Genomic DNA, 20,621 nt, shown 5'->3' with positions numbered 1-20,621 from the left:
TCCTGAAATCCCCCGAGCAAAAGATGCTCAGGATGTGGGCTTCAGGTGGGTCAGTTTTACCCGCGCATCACCGCCGAAAGTGGGTCAGTTCTGGATGCGCGCCAACAGCCCGGAGAGGCGGGTGAGCTGTGGATCCGCGGGCCGATGGTGGTGAAGGGCTATTGGGCACGGCCGGATGCCAATGCCGAGAATTTCGTCTCGGGTTTCTGGCGCTCGGGCGATATCGGCTCGATGGACGAGGCCGGCTATGTGAAGGTCTTCGATCGCCGCAAGGACATGATCAATCGCGGGAGAGGCGGGTGAGCTGTGGATCCGCGGGCCGATGGTGGTGAAGGGCTATTGGGCACGGCCGGATGCCAATGCCGAGAATTTCGTCTCGGGTTTCTGGCGCTCGGGCGATATCGGCTCGATGGACGAGGCCGGCTATGTGAAGGTCTTCGATCGCCGCAAGGACATGATCAATCGCGGCGGCTATAAGATCTTCTCGGCCGAGGTCGAAAGCGAACTCTCCTTCCATCCCTGGGTGTCGGAAAGCGCCATCGTCTCGCGGCCCTGCCCGGTGCTGGGAGAGCGCACCCATTGCTTCGTGATGCTGAAGGGCGAGGGGCTGGAGAAGACCGAGGACGAGGTGGCCGCCACCCTGAAATCCTTCCTCGCCGCCCGGCTGTCGGACTACAAGGTGCCCGACTATTTCACCTTCGGCGCCGATCCGCTGCCGCGGAACGCCAACGGCAAGCTGCTGAAGCGCGATCTGCGCGACCGGGCGCTCGCCGAAGCGGCCGCCTGATCCCGACCGGTATTGCAGACAGCCACGGAACACCGTCCTCGTGACCCGACCTCTCCCCGATCTGGCCGCGGCGCTTGCCGCCGCGGCCGCCTCCGTCGAACATCCGGGCCCGCTGATCCCGGAGGGCGCGCTCGGCCCCGACTTTCCCGCCGCCCGCCGCGCCGATGTCGAACTGGTACTGAGCCTGCCCTTCCAGCGGCTGATGGGGTTCGAACTGGTGCGCATCACCCGCGACGGTGCCGAATCGCGCCTGCGCCTGGATGCCCGCCATGCCACCCCCGCCGGCACGGTCCATGGCGGCGTGCTCTACGGCCTGCTGGATCCTGCCGCCTATCTGGCCCTGCTGCCGCATCTGCCCGACGGCGCCAACGCCTCTACCCACGACATCTTCGTCAGCGTGATGCGCCCGGCCCCCATCGGCGCCGATCTGCGCTTCCACGCCCGTGTCATCCGCAGCGGCCGCCGCGTCGCCTTCCTCGACGCCGAGGCCCGGCTGGGCGACACGGTCTATGCCGCGGCACGGATCACCAAGACGGTGTTTGGGGCGTAAGGCCGCTCTGGCATCTTGCAGGCGGTGCGTGGCAGACTTAATTCATGTTCGAGCTGCGGCAGACCGAAACCTTCCGGAAGTGGCGAGCGCGGCTCAGGGACGACCGGGCCCGGGCGCTTATCGCGTCGCGTTTGAACCGTCTGGCTGCCGGTCATGCCGGGGATGTATCGCCGGTCGGCGGTGGGGTGAGTGAGCTGCGCATCCATTTCGGGCCCGGCTATCGCGTGTATTTTACCAGGCGGGGCAGCGTGGTGATCGTGCTTCTCTGCGCTGGCGACAAAGGCAGACAGGACCGCGATATCGTGATGGCAAAGCAGCTTGCGGCCAAACTGGATGATGATTATGGCTGATGTGTTGAGCATCTACGATCCGGCGGAGGATCTGGTCTCTGAGGACGGGATTGCGCTGTTTATGGCGGAGGCCCTGGAGACCGGCGACGCGGCATATATCGCCAATGCTCTGGGGGTGGTCGCCCGTGCGAAAGGGATGGCCGATGTGGCGACAAAGACCGGCCTTTCGCGAGAGCAGTTGCACATGTCGTTCGCCAGGAATGGTAATCCCAGCCTGCAGACGGTTCTCGCGATCATGAAGGCCGTGGGGCTGGACCTTACCGCCAAGCCCCACGCCGGCTGACGGCTCAGAAACGGTACGAAATCCCCCCATAGATCGCGGCGCCGTTGCCCGGATAGAACAGGGCGGCGTTGGCATCCGCGGTGGGGGCGACGCTGGTGGTGGCGATGTAGTCCTCGTCGGTCAGGTTGCGGCCGTCCAGGAACAGGGTCACGCCGCTGACCGGTTCCCAGCCGGCCCGGATGCCGAGCAGGGTATAGCCGGGCGCGTCCAGGCTTTCGGCATTGTCGACGGCATAGTCGACCGGCACCCATTCGACATTGGGCGCGATCCAGGCGCCCGGGGCCGGCTGCCAGCGCAGTTCGGCATACACCCGGTGCGGCGGCACGCCGGGCAGGGCGTTGTCGCCATAGGTCGGGTCATCGTCGAAGCGGAAATCCGACCAGGTGTAGGAGGCCTTGAGCGCCAGCGCCTCGGTCAGCGTCAGGTCGAAACCGGCTTCCAGCCCGCGATGGATCGTGCGGTCGGCATTGATGGTGGTGGTGCCGCCGGTGATCGTGCCGAAGGTCTGGAGTTCGTCGCGCAGGTGCGATTCGAACACCGCCACATCGAAGCCCAGCCGGCCGATGCGGCCGCGGCTGCCGATTTCCAGCGTCCAGGCGGTCTGGGCGTCGATATCGGCGAAGCCGGGGGCCGTGCTCGGGTTCACCTCCGACAGGGTCGGCGGTTCGGCGCTGCGCGAGAGGTTGCCATAGAGCTGCCAGTCGGGTGCCGCCTGCCAGATCAGCCCCAGGCGCGGGTTGAGTTCGTCATAGCGCGCCTCGCCCGAATCATCGCCATCCGACAGGAAGGCATCGTCATAGCCGCGGGTCGCATGCATCGCCTGCAGGCCCAGCACCAGGGTGAGGGCGGGGGTCAGGCCGATCGCGTCTTCCGCCCAGGCCTCGTAGGTGCGGCCGCGTTCGGTGCCCTCGGCGGTGAGTGCGCCGCGGCTGCCGCCGATGTTCACATAGCGTCGGGCATCGGTCTCGCCGCCGGCCAGCCGCACCCCGAAGGTGAGGCCGTGCGACATGCCGGCGAATTCCGTGGCGGTGGAAAGCTTCGCCTGCACGCCGCCATCCAGATAGTCGTAGTCGAGCACCTGGAAGATCGGGTGGTAGAGCGATTTGTCGAGCACCCAGCCGCCGAGTTCCAGCTCCGTCGCCTCGCCCAGCGAGATCGACCAGCGATTGGCGAGCCGGATCGAGGTGATGTCGCGGCGCTGGTCGCCGGTGATGTTGCCCGCCGCCGTGCTCCGCGGCCGGTTCAGCGCCTGATCCAGGGTGAGCGCACTCGGCAGTTCCTGCCAGAGATCGTCATAGCCCAGATAGAGCCGGGTTTCGACCGCATCGCTCACCCGCCAGCCGAGATTGCCGGCGAAGGTCTTGTTGTCATGGGCCGAATGCTCGCGAAATCCGTCCTCGCGGCTGAGCGTCGCCGAAAGATGGGCATCCATCCGGCCCTCGGCCACGCCGAAACCCGCATGGGTGCGCACGAAGCCGAAGCTGCCGGTCTCGGCACGGGCGGTGACGCCGGGATCGCTCAACCCCGTCCGGCTTTCCATCCGGATCTCGCCGCCCAGCATCGACACGCCATCGGACATCGCGTTGGCGCCTTTCAGCACCTCCACCTGGCGCAGGGTCAGCGGGTCGATCTGCTGGAAGTCGCCGGCGCCGTCATTGGTGTTGATCGGCAGACCATCGAGGCTGAGCTTCACCCCGCGCATATGGAAATTGCGGCTGAGGCCGGACCCCCGGATCGACAGCTTGGTCTCGGACTGGCCGAAGCGCGACTGGGCATAGACGCCGGGGACGGTCGCGATCATGTCGCCCAGGGTGAAGGCGCGGCTGTTCTCGAACGCGGCGGCCGGCAGCACGACGAAGCTGCCGGGCAGGCGCGCCTCCAGCTCGGCCGCGCGGGTTGCGGCATCGGGCGCCGTGCGCGAGGCCGTGGCCGGTGCCTCGACCTGAAGCCGGGGGAGCGCCGTGGCGGCATCCTCGGCCAGGGCTGCAAGCGGGGTTAGGGCTGCAAGCGGGGTGAGGGCGGTGACGGCCGTGGCCGACAGCAGGCAGCGCACGGCCGGCCGGGGACGGCCGCCGCGGGGCGGAAGACGGGTCATCATCTGGTCTTGTGTCCTGATCCTGGAAACCGGAAGGGGGGTCTGCGGGATCAGGGGGCGGGCGGGGCGCGCGGACGGCGACGGCGACGGCGGGTCGGCCGGTGGCGACAGGCGGGGCGCGCCGGTCGCAGGGCCCGGACATGGGCCTTTCCTGGCCGCGGCACCCATGGCGACGGGGCCGGCCTCGGCCATGGTCATGCCGGCCAGCATGGCGGGCTGGGTCAGCAGCAGGGCAAAAAGCGCCAGCCAGCCCGCTGCGCGGCGCAGAACGCGCCGTGCCGGTTGGTGAGCATGCCTGCCCTGGTCTGCGGTCCGCCGCCCGTGCCCCGTCATCGGCGCAGTGTAGGGATGCGGGGCGCCTCTCAGATCTGCGACATTACGTCGCAGCACCTGCCCTGGCGGCATCGATCCTGCGAATGAACTCCCTCAGCACGATCCGGTACAACTCGTCCTTCAGCACCGCATCCTCGACCCCGGCATCGATGTTCGGGTTGTCGTTCACCTCGATCACGAACACGCCCTCGGCATTCTGCTTCAGATCGACGCCATAGAGCCCGTCGCCGATCGGGGCGGCTGCGCGCAGGGCGGCATCGATCACCTCGGCCGGGGCCTCGTCGACGCCGAAGGTGCGGAAGCGCCCCTCGTCGATGCGGCCGTCGCCGCCATGCTTCACGATCTGCCAGTGGTTGCGCGACATGAAATACTGGCAGGCATAGATCGGCTGCCGGTTCAGGATGCCGACCCGCCAGTCGAAGGCGGTGTAGACGAAGGACTGGGCCAGTGCCAGCTCGCTGCGGGCGAAGACCCGGGCGCCCAGTGCCACCAGCTGCTCGCGGTTCTCGGCCTTGAAGACACCGTCCGAAAAGGCGCCGTCGGGGATCTTCAGCACGATCGGATAGCCCAGCGCTTCGGCCTCCAGCAGCCGGTCGCGATGCAGGATCATGGTGCGCGGCGCCGGCAGGTCGTGGGTGCGCAGCAGCTCGGCCAGATAGATCTTGTTGGTGCAGCGGACGATCGACTGCGGATCGTCGATCACCGGCATGCCTTCCTGCTGCGCCCTGGTCGCGAAGCGGAAGGTGTGGTGGTCGATCCGGGTGGTCTCGCGGATGAACAGCGCATCGTATTCGGCCAGCCGCGGATAGTCGCGCCGGGTGATCAGCTCCACTTCCATGCCGAGGGTCCGGCCGATCCTGCGGAACCGCTCCAGCGCCTTGGGGTTCGACGGCGGCAGCGGGTCGTTGGGGTCGTGCAGGATGGCCAGGCTGTAGCGGCTGCCGGGGCGCGGTTTCGGGTCGCGCCAGCGATCGGAGGTGAAGCGGTCGAGCGCTGTGTCGAACCGGCCGCGTTCGGCCGCATCCAGCCCGCGCAGGCTGCGGCTGCGCATGGAGCGCACCGTCCAGCCCAGACGGCCGCCGGCGGCCGGTTCCGACGCGCCGTAGGTGAGGTGCAGCGCCATCAGCGGCAGGCGGAACAGCTCGAAGGCCCGCCGGCCCAGCGCTGCGGTCTCGGCCTCGCAGGTCTCGCCGAAGATCACCGTGACCGTGCGGGCGACCGCGCCGCCGTCTGCCGGCGCCAGCAGATGCCGCCGGGCGATTGCCGTCAACTCGGGCAGCGCATGGGCGTAGATGCGCTTCGAGGAAATCTCGGTCAGGGCATGGGGGGTGGGGATGACCTTCTCGCCCCGGCCTTCCGCCAGCAGAGAGGCGTAATAGCCGAGCGAGAGATAATGGTGGTCCCGCACCAGGTTCACCACCTTGGCGCCGGGCTTTTCGGGCGGCGGCGCCTCGACGTATTCGCGCGCCGTCAGCACCACGCGGCCCGTGGCGGCAGGTACCGATGCCCGATCCTCGGGGCGGTCGACGATGACGATATGCCGGTGCATTGGCTCAGGAACCCGGGGTGGGAAGGGAGGAGATGAGGAGTGTGGCACGCAGCCCCGCGCGGCCATAGCGCGACATGCGCTCGAAATCGCGGCGGGGGACGGGGATGCGGATGCAGTCGATGGGGGCGCGGCCTTCGTCGCGGTCGACGAAGGGATCATGGATGTGAACGCAGGCGTCGTCCACCGCGACCACCACCACCCAATGCGGTGCCTTCTGCCGGTCGAAGCGCCAGGAACTGACCAGCTGCAGCGGGATCTCGCCCTGGCCGAGGGCCGTGGCGATGTCGTCGAGCGTGGCCGGCCGTTCGTCGAGGGTGATCAGCGGCTCGTCCGCGATCTCGCGCACGAATTCGGCCTGGACCATCTCGATCACCCGCTTCTTCTCCGGGCTGCGCACGCCGTCGACGAAGGGCACGCCCTGGCCGGTGACGTGCAGGCGGACACCGAAGCCGCGGGCGGCGGCCGCCAGCGCCAGACCATGGGGCGAGCAGCCGCCATGGCCGGAAGTCATGAAGATCGTGGTGGATTCGCGCCAGATCCTGAGTTCCTCCTCAGGGCCGGTGGCCCGTTCGGGGTCGAGCGCATGCATCGCCATGATCAGCGCCGCCGGCCCGCAGGTGAAGGGCAGGCTCTGTTCCACATAGGGCACGCGGTCGCGCGACGGATCCAGGCGCCGGGCCAGCGACTTCTCCATGCGGATCGCATCCACCGCATCTTCGTAATAGGCGACATAGCGGCCGAAGCGGCGATAGCCGGCATGTTCATAGATTGCCGCCACATCGGGCGCGTCGGCACGGACTTCCAGGCGGATGGTGGTGGCCTCGGCCGCCCGCGAGCGGGCCTCCACCTCGGCCAGCAGCCGGCCGCCGATCCCCGCCCCGCGCCAGCCGGGGGCGGTGGCGATGGAATAGAGCCGGGCGAGCCGGGTGCCGGTGTTGTAGAGCACCATCGCATAACCGGCGACGACCATCCGTCCGTCGGCACCCGCCGCTTCGGCGATCACCGTATCGGCATGGGCGCGGGTCAGCAGATGGCGGAAGCTGCGGCGGCTGATCCGGTCGTGGACGAAGGAGGCGTTTTCGATCGCCAGCAGCGCGTCGATATCGGCAAGGGTCGCGTCCCGGATGGCGATGGCGGGGCGCCGTGCCGCCGGGGCAATGAGCGCCGCCGCCGCACCCGCCGCATATCTGCCTGCCCCACCGTCATCCATGCCACCCGGGCTCCGTTCCGGCTCTGCCGTCACCGGATGGCAGAGATCTGTCTTGCCCTGACATGTTCACCGTCGGCGGCGCCGGTTCAAGTGGCAAGATCGGGACGGCCGTCCTGCGTTTCCCTCAGAGGTGCAGCAGTTCGCCGCCGTCCAGCAGGGCGAGCACGCCCAGCACGATCAGCAGGGCAGCTGCCGCCTTGCGGACCAGGCCCAGCGGGATGACCCGGGTGATGCGGTCGCCCAGGAACACGACCGGCAGGTTGGCGATCATCATGCCGATGGTGGTGCCGATGACCACCGCGATCAGCGGCGCATAATCGGCGGCAAGCGCCACGGTCGCGACCTGGGTCTTGTCGCCGATCTCGACCACGAAGAAGGTGAGGGTGGTGGCCAGGAAGGCGCCGCGGGCGGTGGTGCGGGGGCCTTCATCCTCGTCCAGCCTGTCCGGCACCAGAACCCAGAGGCCCATGGCGATGAACGAGGCGCCCAGGATCCAGCGCATCCATTGCGGATCGACATGGGCGGCGACGGCGGCCCCCACCGCGCCCGCCACGGCATGGTTGGCGAGCGTTGCAACCAGAATGCCAGCCGCCACCGGCCAGGGGGTGCGGTAGCGCAGCGTGAGCGCGAGTGCGAGCAGCTGTGTCTTGTCGCCGATTTCCGCCAGGGCCACGACGAGCGTGGAGACCGCGAGCGCTTCCATGATGTGATCTGCCTCCGAGGGTGGACGGCCGGACCTGAATTCCTGGCGCGCAAGCAGCGAGCACGATCGGACACGACACGCATCGGCCGGTCCGGCCGTCCCGTCGCGCTGGTGTCGACGGTCGATGCGATCGCGTCCGAAGGTCTCGCCGGCGCCGGGATGGTCCCCGTCGCTCGCACGCCATGCCGGATGCCGGCACACAGGGCCGGCGGGCAAGTCTGTTGACGTGCGATCCGTCCTGCCGGGCTGGTCTGCCCGGTCGCGGTCGGCTACTCCCCCTCGGAAGTGGGGGGAGCATGCCCCGGAGGCGGCTCGGGTGTCAATGTTTGCAGGCGTCATGAGCGGTCCGAGAGGGGGCGGAGGCGGTGCGCAGATTTTTTTTCGAAGGGGCGGATATGGCATTTTCATTACAGGTCAATGGTTTGGTTTCGGGCATGCCCCGGCCCCCTCAGAAATGTTGCGTCCCCATGAAAAAGACCTCTTGCGCTCCTCCCGGAGTATTGGCTATAAGACCGCCACGACGACGACGCCCGATGCGACCGTGGCGGAATTGGTAGACGCGCTAGTTTCAGGTACTAGTGTCTGTACGGACGTGTAGGTTCAAGTCCTACCGGTCGCACCACTCTCCAAAAGGAGGGTGACCATCGGGAAGCGTCATCGTCAACGAAACGCCCGCCTCGGTTCGGCGGGTTTTTTGTTGGCAAAGCCGAAATACCGGATCTTGTGTCGTTTTTCTGACGACGATGCTTGCATCCGGGACGGTTTTGCGTATAACCACGGACCACACGACACCGCTGCGACCATGGCGGAATTGGTAGACGCGCTAGCTTGAGGGGCTAGTGCCCGAAAGGGCGTGCAGGTTCAAGTCCTGCTGGTCGCACCACTCTCCCGAAGCAGGGCGAGCTGAAGATCGGATCAAGCCGGCACCTTTCATGGTGGCCGGCTTTTGTCGTTTTTAATCCCTGTCTTGGCGCGCAGAGTTCCGGCGCAGCCGCTACCCAAAGCGGGCAAAACCGGGTACGGTCGGCGAAACGGCCGTGTGCGCCCCTGCCGCCGGCCCATTTTCCCTGATCTCATGCCGGTCGGAGCCCCATGCAGACCATCTTCGTCCTTATCAAATGCGAACTCGGCAAGGCCTATGACGTCGCCCATCAGGCGGTGGCGACGATCGAGGAGATTTCCGAGGTGCATTCGATCTCGGGTCAGTACGACCTGCTGATGAAGTGCTATCTGGCGCCCGGCCGCGACATCGGGCATTTCGTGAACGAGAAGCTCCACGCCATTGCAGGCGTCAAGGACACCTTCACGATGATCACCTTCAAGGCCTTTACCTGATCCCGGGCCACCGGGACGGGCAGGCGGGTCCGCGGGGAGCGCGGGGCCGCCGGGAAAGGCTTGGCCACACCTCGCAGGGACGGGACGGGAGATGACGACGAACAAGGCGGCCTCGCGGATGATCGCGGCGGCGACGGGTATCGTGATGGGCTTCGGGCTGGCGGCGGCCCAGGCGGCCGATCCGGTGAAGATCGGCCTGCTCACCACCTTGAGCGGTGATGGCGCGGGGCTGGGGGTCGACACCCGCGACGGCTTCATGCTGGCGGTGACGGAAGCCGGCGGCAAGCTGGGCGGCGTGCCGGTCGAGGTGCTGACCGTCGACGACGCCCGCAAGCCCGAAATCGCCGTGCAGGCGGCCGATCGGCTGGTCAAGGAAGACGGTGTCAGCCTGATGACCGGCATCGTCTTCTCGAACCTGGCGCTGGCCGTGGTGCCCAAGGTCACCCGCGACGACGTGATCTATGTCAGCTCCAATGCCGGCCCCTCGCAGCTGGCCGGTGCCGGCTGCAGCCCGAACTATTTCAACGCCGCCTATCAGAACGACAACCTGCACGAGGCAACCGGTGCCGCCGTGGAGCAGGCCGGGCTGAAGCGCATGTTCCTGATCGCCCCCAATTATCCGGCGGGCAAGGATTCGCTGACCGGCTTCAAGCGCTATTACAAGGGGGAAGTGGTCCAGGAGGTCTATACCAAGCTGGGCCAGCTGGATTACGCCGCGGAAATCGCCAGCATCCGCGCGGCCGACCCTGAGGGCGTCTTCATCTTCCTGCCCGGCGGCATGGGGATCAACTTCGTGAAGCAGTTCGATCAGGCCGGTCTCAAGGGCAAGATCAAGCTCTACGGCCCCGCCTTCTCGTTCTCGCAGGACATCCTGCCGGCGGTGGGCGATGCGGCGCTGGGGGTGATCAACGGCGCGCAGTGGTCGACCGATCTCGACAACCCCGCCAACAAGGCCTTCGTTGCGGGCTTCGAGAAGGCCTATGGCCGTCTGCCCTCGGTCTATGCCATGCAGGGCTATGAAGCGGCGCATATCATGGGCGCGGGTCTGGAAGCGGTCGGCGGCGACGTCGCCAATCGCGACGGGCTGCGGGCCGGCATGAAGGCCGCAAAGTTCGACAGCGTCCGCGGCGAATTCCGCTTCGGCAACAACCAGCACCCGATCCAGGATCTCTACGCCCGCGAAGTGGTGAAGGATGATCAGGGCCGGCTGGTGAACCGCATCGTCGCGAAGGTGTTCGACGACCATGTCGACGCCTACGCGGCCGATTGCAAGATGTGATACCGGACCGGCCGGCCGCGGGGGAGGGGAGCTGACTCCACCCGATCCCGCGGCTGCCGGCGGTGATCCTGCATCCGCTCATGTCTTCCCTTGTCCTTGAGCAGGTCCTGAACGGCCTGCAGCTCGGCGTCATGCTGTTCATGATCGCCGCCGGCCTGACGCTGGTTTTCGGCGTGATGGGCGTGCTGAACCTTGCCCATGGCGCGCTCTATATGTGCGGCGCCTTCGCGGCCGCTTTCGTTGCGGCGGAGACGGGCTCGGTCCCGCTCGGCATCCTGGCGGCGCTGCCGGTGGCGGCCCTGCTCGGCTTCGTCATCGAACGGCTGGTCATCGCCCGGCTCTATGCCCGCGATCATCTGGACCAGGTGCTCGCCACCTTCGGCATCGTGCTGTTTGCCAATGAAATGGTGCGGATCCTGTTCGGGCCGCGGCCGCTCTTCCTCGACGTGCCCGCCTTTGCCGCCGGTACGGTGGAGGTGCTGCCCGGCACGCCCTATCCGGCCTGGCGGCTGGCGATCATCCTGGCCGGCCTGGTGGTGGCCGGGGGCCTCGCTTTGCTGATCGAGCGCACCCGCCTCGGCATGCTGATCCGTGCCGGCGCCCAGAACCGGCGCATGGTCGCAGCCTTGGGCGTCGATATCGGCCGGCTCTATGCCGTGCTTTTCGCGCTGGGCGGGCTGCTGGCGGGCCTTGCCGGCGCTATGGCCGGGCCGGTGCTGGCGGTGCAGGTCGGCATGGGGGAGCCGGTGTTGATTCTCGCCTTCGTGGTAATCGTGATCGGCGGCATCGGCTCGGTGAAGGGCGCCTTCATCGGCGCGATCATCGTCGGCCTCGCCGACACGCTCGGCCGGGCCTATCTGCCGCAGCTGGCGCGCGAGCTGCTGCCGCCAGCCGCGGCCGACCAGATCGGGGCCGCACTTGCATCGATGACGATCTATCTTTTGATGGCGGTGGTGCTGGCCATCCGTCCGAAGGGGGTGTTCGGTGGCCGGGACTGAGCGTCAGCCCGAAACTGCATCGACGTCGATGCATCCGGCCGGGGCGGGTGTTGCAGATGCATCGGCATCGATGCATATCACCGTACCCGGCCGCGGCGGCCGCGCGGCGATCGTTCTGCTGGTGCTGCTGGCCGTGGCACCCCTCCTCGCCGAGGCGGCCGGGGCCTCGTACCTGGTCTCGCTCACCACCCGGATCGCGATCTGGGGGCTGGCCGCCGCCAGCCTGCAATTGCTGATCGGCGGCGCCGGGCTGCCCTCGCTCGGCCATGGCGCCTTCGTCGGCATCGGCGCCTATGCGGTGGGTGTGGCCTTTCACCATGCCCAGGGCATGGAGGGCGCGCTGGGCTTCCTGGCCGGCACCGGCTCTGACAGCCTGCTGGTCACCCTGCCGGCCGCGGCGGTGGCGGCGGCGCTGATCGCGCTGCCGATCGGCGCGGTGAGCCTGCGCACGGGCGGTGCCTATTTCATCATGATCACGCTCGCCTTCTCGCAGATGCTCTATTTCGTCACCATCGCCTTCGCCGATTACGGCGGCGAGGACGGGCTGTCGATGTGGAGCCGCAACACCGCGGCGATCGGCGGTCTCGGCCTCGATACCGGCGACGATCTGGTGTTTCACTGGATCTGTGTGGCCCTGCTCGGGCTCTGGCTCGGCATCGCCCACCGGATATCGGGCAGCCGCTACGGGCTGGTGTTGGCAGCGGCGCGCGACGACGAACGCCGGCTCAGGGCGCTGGGCCGAAGCCCCTATGGCCTGAGGCTGGCGGCCTTCGTGACGGCGGCCGCGGTGGCGGGGGTGGCGGGCGCGCTCAACGCCAACCTGATCGGCTTCGTGAGCCCGACGCCGCTTGCCTGGACGACATCGGGCGAGCTGATGGTGATGGTGGTGCTGGGCGGAGCCGCGACGCCCGCCGGGGCCGTGGCCGGTGCCGCGATCATGGTGGTTCTGGAAGAGATGCTCGGCCGCTGGACCGAACATTGGGCGGCGATCCTGGGGCCGATGCTGGTGCTGGCGGCGATTTTCAACCGGGGCGGGGTCACGGGCACCCTTGGCCGGGCCTGGAGCCGGATCCGGCGGCGGGGGCGGGCATGACCGCGGCCCTGCTGGAACTGGCCGGCGTCACCCGCCGCTTCGGGGCGCTGGCCGCCGCCGACGACCTGTCGTTTCAGGTGATGCCCGGAGAGATCCATGCGCTGATCGGCCCCAACGGTGCCGGCAAGACCACGGCCTGCGCGCTGATTTCGGGCGAGATCATGACCGATGCCGGGCGGATCCTCTTCGACGGCCGCGATGTCGGTGCCCTGGGCGTGGTGACCCGCGCCCGGCGCGGGCTGGTGCGCGCCTATCAGATCGTCGCCCTGTTCCCCAGCCTGACGGCGATCGAGACCATCGAGGTCGGGCTGCTGGCGCCGACCCGCGCCGTCTGGCGGCCCTTCGCCGCCCGGGCGCGGGACCGGGATCTGACGGCGCGGGCGGCGGTGGTGCTGGCGCGCTTCGGGCTCGACCCCACCGACCGGCGGCCGGCGGCTGTGCTGTCCCATGGCGAGCGGCGGCGCCTGGAAATCGCGCTCGCCGTGGCGCAGCGCCCGCGGCTGCTGCTGCTGGACGAGCCGTTGGCGGGGCTCGGGCCCGACGAAAGTGCCGCGATGGTCGAGACCATCCGGGCCCTGGCGCGTGAGACCACCATTCTGATGGTCGAGCACGACATGGAGGCGGTGTTCGCGCTGGCCGATCGGGTGACGGTGCTGGTGGCGGGCCATGCGATCGCGTCCGGCAGCCCCGACGCGATCCGCGCCGATCCGAAGGTGATCGCCGCCTATCTGGGCGAGGACGAGGCATGACCGCGGTTCTGGAAATGGTCGGCGTCACCGGCGGCTACGGGCCGGCGCAGGTGCTGTTCGGCATCGATCTTGCCGTGCATGCGGGCGAGGTGGTGGCGCTGATCGGCCGCAACGGCATGGGCAAATCCTCGACCATCGGCGCGGCGCTGGGGCTGGTGACGGTGACCGGCGGCCGGGTCCGGGTGGACGGCACCGATGTCACCGGGGCCGCACCGCACCGCATCGCCCGCGCGGGGCTGGGCCTGGTGCCTGAAGGCCGGCAGGTTTTCCCCGGCCTCAGCGTGCACGAGAACCTGGTCGCCACCGCGCGCCCCGGCCCCTGGACCGAGGCCCGGGTGCACGAGCTGTTCCCGCGCCTGGCCGAGCGCACCGGCCAGCGCGCCCGGCTGCTGTCGGGCGGCGAGCAGCAGATGCTGGCGATCGGCCGCGCCCTGCTCACCAATCCCCGCCTGCTGATCCTGGACGAGGCGACCGAGGGGCTGGCGCCGCTGATCCGCCGCGACATCTGGGCGGCGCTGGCCCGGCTGAAAGCAGAAGGGCTGGCCATCCTGGTGGTCGACAAGGACCTGAAGGCACTGGCCCGTCTGGCCGATCGTGCCGTCGGCCTGGAACGCGGCCGCGTCGCCTGGGCGGGGCCGGGGGCGGCGCTGGCGGATACAGGCGGCGCGGCGCGGCGGCTGGTCGGGGTCTGATCCGGTCAACCGCGGGCGATATCGCCGCGGGCCGGGACTGGCGCGCCGGCCCGGGACCGGCCATGCTACCCGACATCGGAACCAGGAGTAGCCGACATGACCACCGAAAAGCCGACCGAAACCCCCGCCGATCAGCCGTCTGCTGATGGCGCCCTGCCTGACGAAGCCCTGGATCAGGCGGGTGGCGTGACCTACACCATCAATTTCAACAATCAGAGCGGCAATCAGAACGGCTTCTTCATCTTCCAGAAGCCGGCGACGCCGGATCCGGGATATATGCCGATTGCCTGGCAGGTGATCACCGGAGGATCGTAAGCCGGGAGATCGCGAGGGCATTCATCCCACAATCATCACCGCCGCCCCGGCGATGAGCGGCAGGGCGGCCAGGCCGAGCAGGGCCGGGGCGGCCCTGCGGGCGAGGGCCGGGCGGCGGCGCAGCACTGCCTGGCCACCCAGGCCCACCGCCGAAAGGGCGGGAACGGTGCCGAGACCGAAGGCGATCATGGCGAGCGCGCCGGCCAGCGGCCGGCCCGAGGCGAGTGCCGCCGCCAGCGCCGCATAGACCAGACCGCAGGGCAGGAAGCCCAGCACCAGCCCCGTGCCGACGCCGCGGCAGCCGCCGCCGGCGAGCCAGGGCCGCACCCGGGTGAGCATGCGGGCGGCGAAGCCGGCGACACCGCCGGCTGCAGGGCGGCCATGGCCGCCGGTGATCGCGTTCTGTGGCCTGACATGCAACCGGCCGAACAGGCCGAGCCGCGCTGCGGCGGAGGCGAGCAGCACCAGCCCGGCCAGCCCCAGCGGCACCGCCGCCCAGTCGCGCAGCCGGCCTACCATCGCCAGCCCGTCCCCCAGACCCTGACCGACCAGGCCCGCCACGGCGCCCAGCCCGGCATAGGTCGCGATCCGTCCCAGATGATAGCCGGGCAGCAGCCCCGCGCGGAGCCGGTTCGCTTCCGACATGGCTGCGACCGGCACCCGGGCGAGCCGGGCATCGACCTGGGCCAGCACGAAAATCCCGCACATCGGCGCACAGTGCATCAGCCCGCCGGCAAGGCCGGCGAGGGCGAGCGCACCCATGAGCGCCGCAAGCCCGCCCCAGCCCGCGGCATCGCCGCTGAAGGCCGGGCGGCACAGCGCCGCAAGCGTGTCGAGATCGATGGCATCGAACATGGGGGCCAGTCGTCCGGGTGATCGGAAGGCGTGGGTAACGGTTGTGCGACCATCCGCCGCGGTCCTGAACGCCATCCTGACCGATCCTCACCAGCCCTGTCACGACCCGCCTTGACCTGTGTCAAGGCTGTGAGCTTCCGGGCGGAATAGGGTCGCAACCATGGAGACGGGCAGGGGTGACGTGTGCCCCGGGTTCCGTTGAAAGCCGGCGGGGCGAAGCGGGCCCTTGACGCCGCCGCACCCGCAGATGGGCCAAGACTCGAGGATACGGGCATGAGCAACAGCGACAAGGGCGAGAAGAGGCCGATCGGCGCCGATGGCGTCTCGATCGTGATCGGCGCACTGCTGACGGTGGCCGGTGTGGTCGGCCTGTTCATGGCGGGACACGCCATGGACGTGGGCATCCGCATCTTCGGCCTGGGCCTGGGCGTGCTGGCGATCGTCTACATCGTCGGCGAGATCAACCGGCACTACGCAGCGGTCGAGACCGATGGCGAGGGACATCTCCCCGCCGACGGCCCCGATCTGTGACGCGCGCCCTCTGACACCGGAGCGGTGACCAAATGACGATGACCGCAACTTATGGCGACGGCACGACGCGCGCATCCGCGCCCGTGCGCAGCGCCGCCCGCTACGACGAAGAGACGGTGCGTCTGTTCGTCATTGCCGCGATGTTCTGGGGTGTCGCGGCCTTTCTGGCGGGCACCTATATCGCCTTCCAGCTGGCCTTCCCCTCGCTGAACCTCGGCCTGGAATACACCTCGTTCGGGCGTCTGCGCCCGCTGCACACCTCGGCGGCGGTCTTCGCCTTCGGTGGTAACGTGCTGATCGGTACCTCGTTCCATGTGGTGCAGCGGACCTGCCGCGCCCCGCTCTTCGGCGGCCCGGCACTCGCCCGCTTCATCTTCTGGGGCTACAACTTCTTCATCGTCCAGGCCGCCCTCAGCTACCTGCTGGGCTTCAGCCAGGGCAAGGAATACGCCGAGCCGGAATGGTATATCGACCTGTGGCTGACCATCGTCTGGGTCTGCTATTTCGTGGCCTTCATCGGCACGGTCGTGCGCCGGCGTGAGCCCCACATCTATGTGGCGAACTGGTTCTACATCGCCTTCATCGTGACCATCGCGATGCTGCACATCGTGAACAACCTCGCGATCCCGGCAAGCCTGGTCGGCTCGAAGAGCTATGTGGTGTTCTCGGGCGTGCAGGACGCGCTGGTGCAGTGGTGGTACGGCCATAACGCGGTGGGCTTCTTCCTGACCGCTGGCTTCCTGGCCATCATGTACTACTTCATCCCGAAGCGCGCCGAACGGCCGGTCTATTCCTACCGCCTGTCGATCGTCCACTTCTGGTCGCTGATCTTCCTCTACATCTGGGCGGGCCCCCACCATCTGCACTATACGGCGCTGCCGGACTGGGCGCAGACGCTGGGCATGGTCTTCTCCATCATGCTGTGGATGCCCTCCTGGGGCGGCATGATCAACGGCCTGATGACGCTCTCGGGCGCCTGGGACAAGCTGCGCACCGACCCGGTCATCCGCTTCCTGGTCACCTCGGTCGCCTTCTACGGCATGTCGACCTTCGAAGGCCCGGTCATGTCGATCCGCGCGGTCAACGCGCTCAGCCACTACACCGACTGGACCATCGGCCATGTGCATTCCGGTGCGCTGGGCTGGGTCGCCTTCGTCTCCTTCGGCGCGATCTACATGCTGGTGCCGACGCTGTGGAAGAAGAAGGAGCTGTATTCGCTGCCGCTGGTCGCCTGGCACTACTGGATTTCGACCCTCGGCATCCTGCTCTACATCACCTCGATGTGGGTGTCGGGCATCATGCAGGGCCTGATGTGGCGCGCCTATGACGAGCTGGGCTTCCTGCAGTACAGCTTCATCGAGACCGTCATGGCCATGCATCCCTTCTACATCATCCGCGGTCTGGGCGGCGTGCTGTTCCTCGTGGGCGCCCTGATCATGGTCTACAACCTGATCATGACGGTGCGTGCCGGCGAGCCGGTGGCTGCCCGCAAGCCCGCGGCCGCCGCAGCGGTGGAGGCCTGATCCGATGGCGCTCACGCATGACAAGATCGAGAAGCGCACCGGGCTTCTGGTCATCCTCACCCTCGGCACCGTCGCCATCGGCGGCATGGTCGAGATCATCCCCCTCTTCACCATCGAGACCACGGTCGAAGCGGTGGACGGGGTGCGCCCCTACACCCCGCTGGAGCTGGCCGGGCGCGACATCTACGTCCGTGAAGGCTGCTACACCTGCCACAGTCAGCAGGTGCGGCCCTTCCGGGACGAGGCGGAACGCTATGGCCATTACAGCCTGGCGGCCGAAAGCAAATACGACCATCCCTTCCAGTGGGGGTCGAAGCGCACCGGTCCCGATCTGGCGCGCGTCGGCGGCAAGTACTCCAACGAGTGGCATGTGGCGCATCTGATCGACCCGCGTGCCCTGGTGCCGGGCTCGGTGATGCCGACCTACGCCTTCCTCGCCGACCGGCCGCTTGAGACCAACAGTCTGAAGGGCCGGCTGGAGGCCAATGCCACGGTGGGCGTGCCCTATACGGCGGAGATGATCGACAGCCTCAAGGCGGATCTCGCGGCCCAGGCGGACCCGATGAGCGATGCCGAAGGCCTGCTCGCCCGCTATCCCGGCGCACGTGTCGACAACTTCGACGGTGATACCGCGAAGCTGACCGAGATGGACGCCCTCGTCGCCTATCTGCAGGTCCTTGGCACCATGGTGCGGTTCAACGACCTGACGGAAGACGAACTGCAGCAGTGAGGAGGCCACATCCATGCCTGGCTATGAGGAACTGGTCGCTGTCTATCAGTTCGTCCGCTCGTGGTGGATCGTCGCCGTCATGATCCTGCTCGTCGTGATCGGTGTGAGGGCCTTCCTTCCCGGCCAGAAGGCCGCGATGGACAGCGCCTCCCGCATCCCGCTTCGCGACGACGACGCCTGAAGGACTGGCGCCATGCCGACCAAGATCGAAAAGGATACGGCCACGGGCCGTATGACCACCGGCCACGAATGGGACGGGATCAAGGAGCTGAACACGCCGCTGCCAAAATGGTGGCTCTACGTGTTCTACGCCTGCATCGCCTTCTCGGCGGTCTGGGTGGTGCTCTATCCCGGCATCCCGCTTGGGACCACCTACTTCAAGGGCGTGCTCGGGTATTCCACCCGCGTTGAGCATGCCGAAAACCTGGCGGCTGTCGAGGCGGGCCGGGCCGACATTCTGGCCAAGATCCGCACGACCGATGTCGCCGACATCCTGAAGGACCCCGAGACCGCCACCTATGCGGTGGCGGGCGGCCGGGTCGCCTTCGCCGAGAACTGTGCCGCCTGCCATGCCGCCGGCGGTGCCGGTCAGGCGGGCTATCCGGCGCTGGGTGACGACGACTGGCTGTGGGGTGGCGACATCCATGCCATCCGCCAGACCCTGCTCCACGGTATCCGCTCGGCCACCGATGCGGATACCCGGACGTCGCAGATGCCGGCTTTTGGAGAGATTCTTGACAGGAATCAAATCCAGACCGTCGCGACCTATGTATTGTCGCTGTCAGGCGCAGCGGATCCGGCCCCGGCGGTGAAGACCGAAGGTGCCCAGATCTTCGCAGACAACTGCGCCTCCTGCCACGGCGAGACCGGGCATGGTGGCCGCGACTTCGGCGCGCCGAACCTTGCGGACCAGGTCTGGCTCTATGGCGGCAGCCTTGAGCAGATCACGGCCCAGGTCGCGCAGCCCCGCCACGGCGTCATGCCCAACTGGGGCGGCCGCCTGGACGACGCCACCATCAACATGCTCGCAGTCTACGTCCACAGCCTGGGCGGCGGCGAATAACCGCCCCCCCGCCCGGCCGGTCCCATCAGAAGGGCCGGCCGGGCCGACCTCTTCCCCGAGGAGCCAGGACCATGTCCACCGGCATCGACATGGGCGGTCACGACGACACCACCGCCCCGCCCGCACTGTTCGCCAACCGCCTGAAGGTCTATGCCAAGGCGGTTCAGGGTCCGGTCCGCCGGATCAAATGGGCCCTGCTGGTGGTGATGCTCGGCATCTATTACATCCTGCCCTGGATCCGCTGGGATCGCGGGCCGGGACGTCCGGACCAGGCCCTGCTCCTCGACCTCGAAGGCCGGCGCGGCTATTTCTTCAATCTGGAGATCTGGCCCGACGAGATCTACTACCTGGCCGGCCTGCTGATCTTCGGCGCCGTGCTGCTCTTCCTGGTGACCAGCCTCTACGGCCGCCTCTGGTGCGGTTATGCCTGCCCGCAGACGGTCTGGACCGACCTGTTCATGTGGGTGGAGCGCAAGATCGAAGGCGACCGCGCCGAGCGGATCCGCCGCGACAAGGCGGCTCTCAGCTTCGACAAGGTCTGGCGCAAGGTCGCCAAGCATGGCGCCTGGGTGCTGATCGCCGCCGCCACCGGTGGCGCCTGGATCATGTATTACCGCGACGCGCCGACCGTGACCATGGAGATGCTGACCGGCCAGGCCTCGGCTACGGTCTATTCCATGTTCGCGCTGTTCACCATCACCACCTATACGCTGGCGGGCTGGGCGCGCGAACAGGTCTGCACCTATATGTGCCCCTGGCCGCGGTTCCAGGCGGCGATGCTCGACGACCAGACGGTCACCGTCACCTATCAGGCCTGGCGGGGCGAGCCGCGCGGCAAGTACCGCAAGGGCGAGAGCTTCGATCTGCGTGGCGACTGCGTCGACTGCACCCAGTGCGTCCAGGTCTGCCCGACCGGCATCGACATCCGCGACGGCATCCAGCTGGAATGCATCAATTGCGGCCTCTGCGTCGACGCCTGCAACAATGTGATGGACAAGCTGCACCGGCCCAACGCCCTGATCACCTGGGACACCTTCGCCAATCAGGCGGCGCTGGCCAAGGGTGAGCAGCCCCGGCACATGAAGATCATCCGCCCGCGCACCCTGATCTATGCCGGCCTGATCGTGGTGCTGGGTGCCGTGATGCTGACCGCGATGCTGACCCGCACCCGGGTCGATGCCACCGTCATCCGCGACCGGGCACCGCTGTTCGTCACCCTGTCCGACGGCTCCATCCGCAACGGCTATACGCTCAAGATCACCAACCGCCGCCCCGAAGGGTCTGAATTCGCGGTGACCGTCGACGGCCCCGACGGCCTGGTCGCCAGCGTCCACACCCCCGACGGCCGCGAGCTGCCGGCCGACAATGTCGAGGTGCGCGGCGACACCCAGGGCGCGCTCCGGATGTTCATCGCCATGCCGCGCAAGGCGATCCCGGAAGAGCAGACCCCGATCGACGTGCATATCCGCAACCTCACCACGGGTGAGGAGGCGAGTGTGGCCACCGTCTTCGTGGCCCCGCCCTCGGGCGGCGACCGCACCCAGCGCGTGAACAGCGTGGCGCCCGTCCAGATGCCCTGATCATGGCGCCCCCTCCGA

The 20,621-nt window shown here is 68.0% G+C and carries 21 protein-coding genes, 2 tRNA genes and 2 pseudogenes; 20 read left to right on the top strand and 5 right to left on the bottom strand.

Annotated features, from left to right (window positions below):
• Positions 1-93: 93 nt before the first annotated feature.
• The 5 genes and pseudogenes from TMO_RS31010 to TMO_RS28490 form a co-directional block, all read left to right on the top strand.
• Positions 94-291, top strand: a pseudogene (locus TMO_RS31010) (long-chain fatty acid--CoA ligase); the annotation flags it as partial.
• Positions 290-787 (top strand): annotated as a pseudogene (locus TMO_RS28505) (class I adenylate-forming enzyme family protein); the annotation flags it as partial. The pseudogenes TMO_RS31010 and TMO_RS28505, both read left to right, overlap by 2 nt.
• Positions 788-827: 40 nt before the next feature.
• A complete protein-coding gene (locus TMO_RS28500; RefSeq protein WP_014748539.1) occupies positions 828-1,337 on the top strand; it encodes a PaaI family thioesterase in 510 nt (169 codons plus the stop codon).
• 44 nt (positions 1,338-1,381) lie between these two features.
• Positions 1,382-1,687 (top strand): type II toxin-antitoxin system RelE/ParE family toxin, encoded by a 306-nt coding sequence (locus tag TMO_RS28495; protein WP_014748538.1) that lies wholly within the window; start codon positions 1,382-1,384, stop codon positions 1,685-1,687.
• On the top strand, positions 1,680-1,970 hold the full coding sequence (locus tag TMO_RS28490) for an addiction module antidote protein (RefSeq protein WP_014748537.1): 291 nt from the start codon (positions 1,680-1,682) through the stop codon (positions 1,968-1,970). The genes TMO_RS28495 and TMO_RS28490 overlap by 8 nt, the downstream gene beginning before the upstream one ends.
• 4 nt (positions 1,971-1,974) lie before the next feature.
• Here TMO_RS28490 and TMO_RS28485 read toward each other — a convergent pair whose 3' ends face one another.
• The 4 genes from TMO_RS28485 to TMO_RS28470 all read right to left on the bottom strand — a co-directional run bounded on the left by TMO_RS28485 (position 1,975) and on the right by TMO_RS28470 (position 7,860).
• Positions 1,975-4,068, bottom strand: coding sequence for a TonB-dependent receptor family protein (locus TMO_RS28485; protein ID WP_187297889.1), 2,094 nt, complete (start codon positions 4,066-4,068; stop codon positions 1,975-1,977).
• 373 nt (positions 4,069-4,441) lie between these two features.
• Positions 4,442-5,947 carry a RimK family alpha-L-glutamate ligase gene (locus TMO_RS28480; protein WP_014748535.1) on the bottom strand — a complete coding sequence of 502 codons (1,506 nt, stop codon included), beginning with the start codon at positions 5,945-5,947 and terminating at the stop codon, positions 4,442-4,444.
• Positions 5,948-5,951: 4 nt separating this feature from the next.
• Positions 5,952-7,157: a GNAT family N-acetyltransferase/peptidase C39 family protein gene (locus TMO_RS28475; RefSeq protein ID WP_014748534.1), complete on the bottom strand. Its 1,206-nt coding sequence runs from the start codon at positions 7,155-7,157 to the stop codon at positions 5,952-5,954.
• A 124-nt stretch (positions 7,158-7,281) separates the two neighbouring features.
• Positions 7,282-7,860, bottom strand: a complete 579-nt coding sequence (locus TMO_RS28470; RefSeq protein WP_014748533.1) for a TMEM165/GDT1 family protein — start codon at positions 7,858-7,860, stop codon at positions 7,282-7,284.
• A 535-nt stretch (positions 7,861-8,395) separates the two neighbouring features.
• Here TMO_RS28470 and TMO_RS28465 point away from each other — a divergent pair.
• From TMO_RS28465 to TMO_RS28425, 9 genes are all read left to right on the top strand, one after another.
• A tRNA-Leu gene (locus TMO_RS28465) sits at positions 8,396-8,482 on the top strand.
• Positions 8,483-8,656: 174 nt separating this feature from the next.
• Positions 8,657-8,743 (top strand) — tRNA-Leu (locus TMO_RS28460).
• 209 nt (positions 8,744-8,952) lie between these two features.
• A complete protein-coding gene (locus TMO_RS28455) occupies positions 8,953-9,195 on the top strand; it encodes an Lrp/AsnC ligand binding domain-containing protein (protein WP_014748532.1) in 243 nt (80 codons plus the stop codon).
• 91 nt (positions 9,196-9,286) lie between these two features.
• Complete coding sequence (locus TMO_RS28450) at positions 9,287-10,474, top strand: ABC transporter substrate-binding protein (RefSeq protein ID WP_014748531.1); 1,188 nt, start codon at positions 9,287-9,289, stop codon at positions 10,472-10,474.
• A gap of 80 nt (positions 10,475-10,554) precedes the next feature.
• Positions 10,555-11,472, top strand: a complete 918-nt coding sequence (locus tag TMO_RS28445) for a branched-chain amino acid ABC transporter permease (RefSeq protein WP_041608168.1) — start codon at positions 10,555-10,557, stop codon at positions 11,470-11,472.
• A 70-nt stretch (positions 11,473-11,542) separates the two neighbouring features.
• On the top strand, positions 11,543-12,565 hold the full coding sequence (locus TMO_RS28440; protein ID WP_051045673.1) for a branched-chain amino acid ABC transporter permease: 1,023 nt from the start codon (positions 11,543-11,545) through the stop codon (positions 12,563-12,565).
• The gene (locus TMO_RS28435; protein WP_014748528.1) at positions 12,562-13,314 is read left to right on the top strand and encodes an ABC transporter ATP-binding protein; all 753 of its coding nucleotides are present in this window, start codon (positions 12,562-12,564) and stop codon (positions 13,312-13,314) included. Before TMO_RS28440 ends, TMO_RS28435 begins: the two co-directional genes overlap by 4 nt.
• Positions 13,311-14,006, top strand: a complete 696-nt coding sequence (locus TMO_RS28430; protein ID WP_014748527.1) for an ABC transporter ATP-binding protein — start codon at positions 13,311-13,313, stop codon at positions 14,004-14,006. The genes TMO_RS28435 and TMO_RS28430 overlap by 4 nt, the downstream gene beginning before the upstream one ends.
• A 96-nt stretch (positions 14,007-14,102) precedes the next feature.
• The gene (locus tag TMO_RS28425) at positions 14,103-14,321 is read left to right on the top strand and encodes a hypothetical protein (protein WP_014748526.1); all 219 of its coding nucleotides are present in this window, start codon (positions 14,103-14,105) and stop codon (positions 14,319-14,321) included.
• A 21-nt stretch (positions 14,322-14,342) separates the two neighbouring features.
• Here the strand turns inward: TMO_RS28425 and TMO_RS28420 are convergent, their stop codons facing one another.
• The gene (locus TMO_RS28420) at positions 14,343-15,176 is read right to left on the bottom strand and encodes a sulfite exporter TauE/SafE family protein (protein ID WP_014748525.1); all 834 of its coding nucleotides are present in this window, start codon (positions 15,174-15,176) and stop codon (positions 14,343-14,345) included.
• A 273-nt stretch (positions 15,177-15,449) separates the two neighbouring features.
• Between TMO_RS28420 and TMO_RS28415 the strand changes: the two genes are divergently transcribed.
• From TMO_RS28415 to ccoG, 6 genes are all read left to right on the top strand, one after another.
• Positions 15,450-15,707: a hypothetical protein gene (locus tag TMO_RS28415; protein ID WP_014748524.1), complete on the top strand. Its 258-nt coding sequence runs from the start codon at positions 15,450-15,452 to the stop codon at positions 15,705-15,707.
• Positions 15,708-15,739: 32 nt separating this feature from the next.
• Positions 15,740-17,230, top strand: a complete 1,491-nt coding sequence (gene ccoN, locus TMO_RS28410; protein WP_014748523.1) for a cytochrome-c oxidase, cbb3-type subunit I — start codon at positions 15,740-15,742, stop codon at positions 17,228-17,230.
• 4 nt (positions 17,231-17,234) lie between these two features.
• Positions 17,235-17,960: a cytochrome-c oxidase, cbb3-type subunit II gene (gene ccoO / locus TMO_RS28405; protein WP_014748522.1), complete on the top strand. Its 726-nt coding sequence runs from the start codon at positions 17,235-17,237 to the stop codon at positions 17,958-17,960.
• A gap of 13 nt (positions 17,961-17,973) precedes the next feature.
• Positions 17,974-18,141, top strand: a complete 168-nt coding sequence (locus tag TMO_RS31005) for a cbb3-type cytochrome c oxidase subunit 3 (protein ID WP_081599090.1) — start codon at positions 17,974-17,976, stop codon at positions 18,139-18,141.
• Between the two features lie 12 nt (positions 18,142-18,153).
• Positions 18,154-19,023, top strand: a complete 870-nt coding sequence (ccoP, locus tag TMO_RS28400; RefSeq protein ID WP_014748521.1) for a cytochrome-c oxidase, cbb3-type subunit III — start codon at positions 18,154-18,156, stop codon at positions 19,021-19,023.
• Positions 19,024-19,094: 71 nt separating this feature from the next.
• Positions 19,095-20,603 (top strand): cytochrome c oxidase accessory protein CcoG, encoded by a 1,509-nt coding sequence (gene ccoG, locus TMO_RS28395; protein ID WP_014748520.1) that lies wholly within the window; start codon positions 19,095-19,097, stop codon positions 20,601-20,603.
• Positions 20,604-20,621: the final 18 nt, after the last annotated feature.

Origin of the sequence: Tistrella mobilis KA081020-065 (assembly GCF_000264455.2) — a bacterium.
GTDB classification, from domain to species: Bacteria; Pseudomonadota; Alphaproteobacteria; order Tistrellales; family Tistrellaceae; genus Tistrella; species Tistrella mobilis.
This window is presented reverse-complemented; position numbering and strand designations above follow the sequence as displayed.

Coding starts and splice junctions, on each gene's coding strand:
- TMO_RS28490 (WP_014748537.1), top strand. CDS start 1,680: ATGGCTGATGTGTTGAGCATCTACGATCCGGCGGAGGATCTGGTCTCT.
- TMO_RS28420 (WP_014748525.1), bottom strand. CDS start 15,176: ATGTTCGATGCCATCGATCTCGACACGCTTGCGGCGCTGTGCCGCCCG.
- ccoN (WP_014748523.1), top strand. CDS start 15,740: ATGACGATGACCGCAACTTATGGCGACGGCACGACGCGCGCATCCGCG.
- TMO_RS28430 (WP_014748527.1), top strand. CDS start 13,311: ATGACCGCGGTTCTGGAAATGGTCGGCGTCACCGGCGGCTACGGGCCG.
- TMO_RS28470 (WP_014748533.1), bottom strand. CDS start 7,860: ATGGAAGCGCTCGCGGTCTCCACGCTCGTCGTGGCCCTGGCGGAAATC.
- ccoO (WP_014748522.1), top strand. CDS start 17,235: ATGGCGCTCACGCATGACAAGATCGAGAAGCGCACCGGGCTTCTGGTC.
- TMO_RS28485 (WP_187297889.1), bottom strand. CDS start 4,068: ATGATGACCCGTCTTCCGCCCCGCGGCGGCCGTCCCCGGCCGGCCGTG.
- TMO_RS28450 (WP_014748531.1), top strand. CDS start 9,287: ATGACGACGAACAAGGCGGCCTCGCGGATGATCGCGGCGGCGACGGGT.
- TMO_RS28480 (WP_014748535.1), bottom strand. CDS start 5,947: ATGCACCGGCATATCGTCATCGTCGACCGCCCCGAGGATCGGGCATCG.
- ccoP (WP_014748521.1), top strand. CDS start 18,154: ATGCCGACCAAGATCGAAAAGGATACGGCCACGGGCCGTATGACCACC.
- TMO_RS28440 (WP_051045673.1), top strand. CDS start 11,543: ATGCATATCACCGTACCCGGCCGCGGCGGCCGCGCGGCGATCGTTCTG.
- TMO_RS28475 (WP_014748534.1), bottom strand. CDS start 7,157: ATGGATGACGGTGGGGCAGGCAGATATGCGGCGGGTGCGGCGGCGGCG.
- TMO_RS28495 (WP_014748538.1), top strand. CDS start 1,382: ATGTTCGAGCTGCGGCAGACCGAAACCTTCCGGAAGTGGCGAGCGCGG.
- TMO_RS28425 (WP_014748526.1), top strand. CDS start 14,103: ATGACCACCGAAAAGCCGACCGAAACCCCCGCCGATCAGCCGTCTGCT.
- TMO_RS28445 (WP_041608168.1), top strand. CDS start 10,555: ATGTCTTCCCTTGTCCTTGAGCAGGTCCTGAACGGCCTGCAGCTCGGC.
- ccoG (WP_014748520.1), top strand. CDS start 19,095: ATGTCCACCGGCATCGACATGGGCGGTCACGACGACACCACCGCCCCG.
- TMO_RS31005 (WP_081599090.1), top strand. CDS start 17,974: ATGCCTGGCTATGAGGAACTGGTCGCTGTCTATCAGTTCGTCCGCTCG.
- TMO_RS28415 (WP_014748524.1), top strand. CDS start 15,450: ATGAGCAACAGCGACAAGGGCGAGAAGAGGCCGATCGGCGCCGATGGC.
- TMO_RS28435 (WP_014748528.1), top strand. CDS start 12,562: ATGACCGCGGCCCTGCTGGAACTGGCCGGCGTCACCCGCCGCTTCGGG.
- TMO_RS28455 (WP_014748532.1), top strand. CDS start 8,953: ATGCAGACCATCTTCGTCCTTATCAAATGCGAACTCGGCAAGGCCTAT.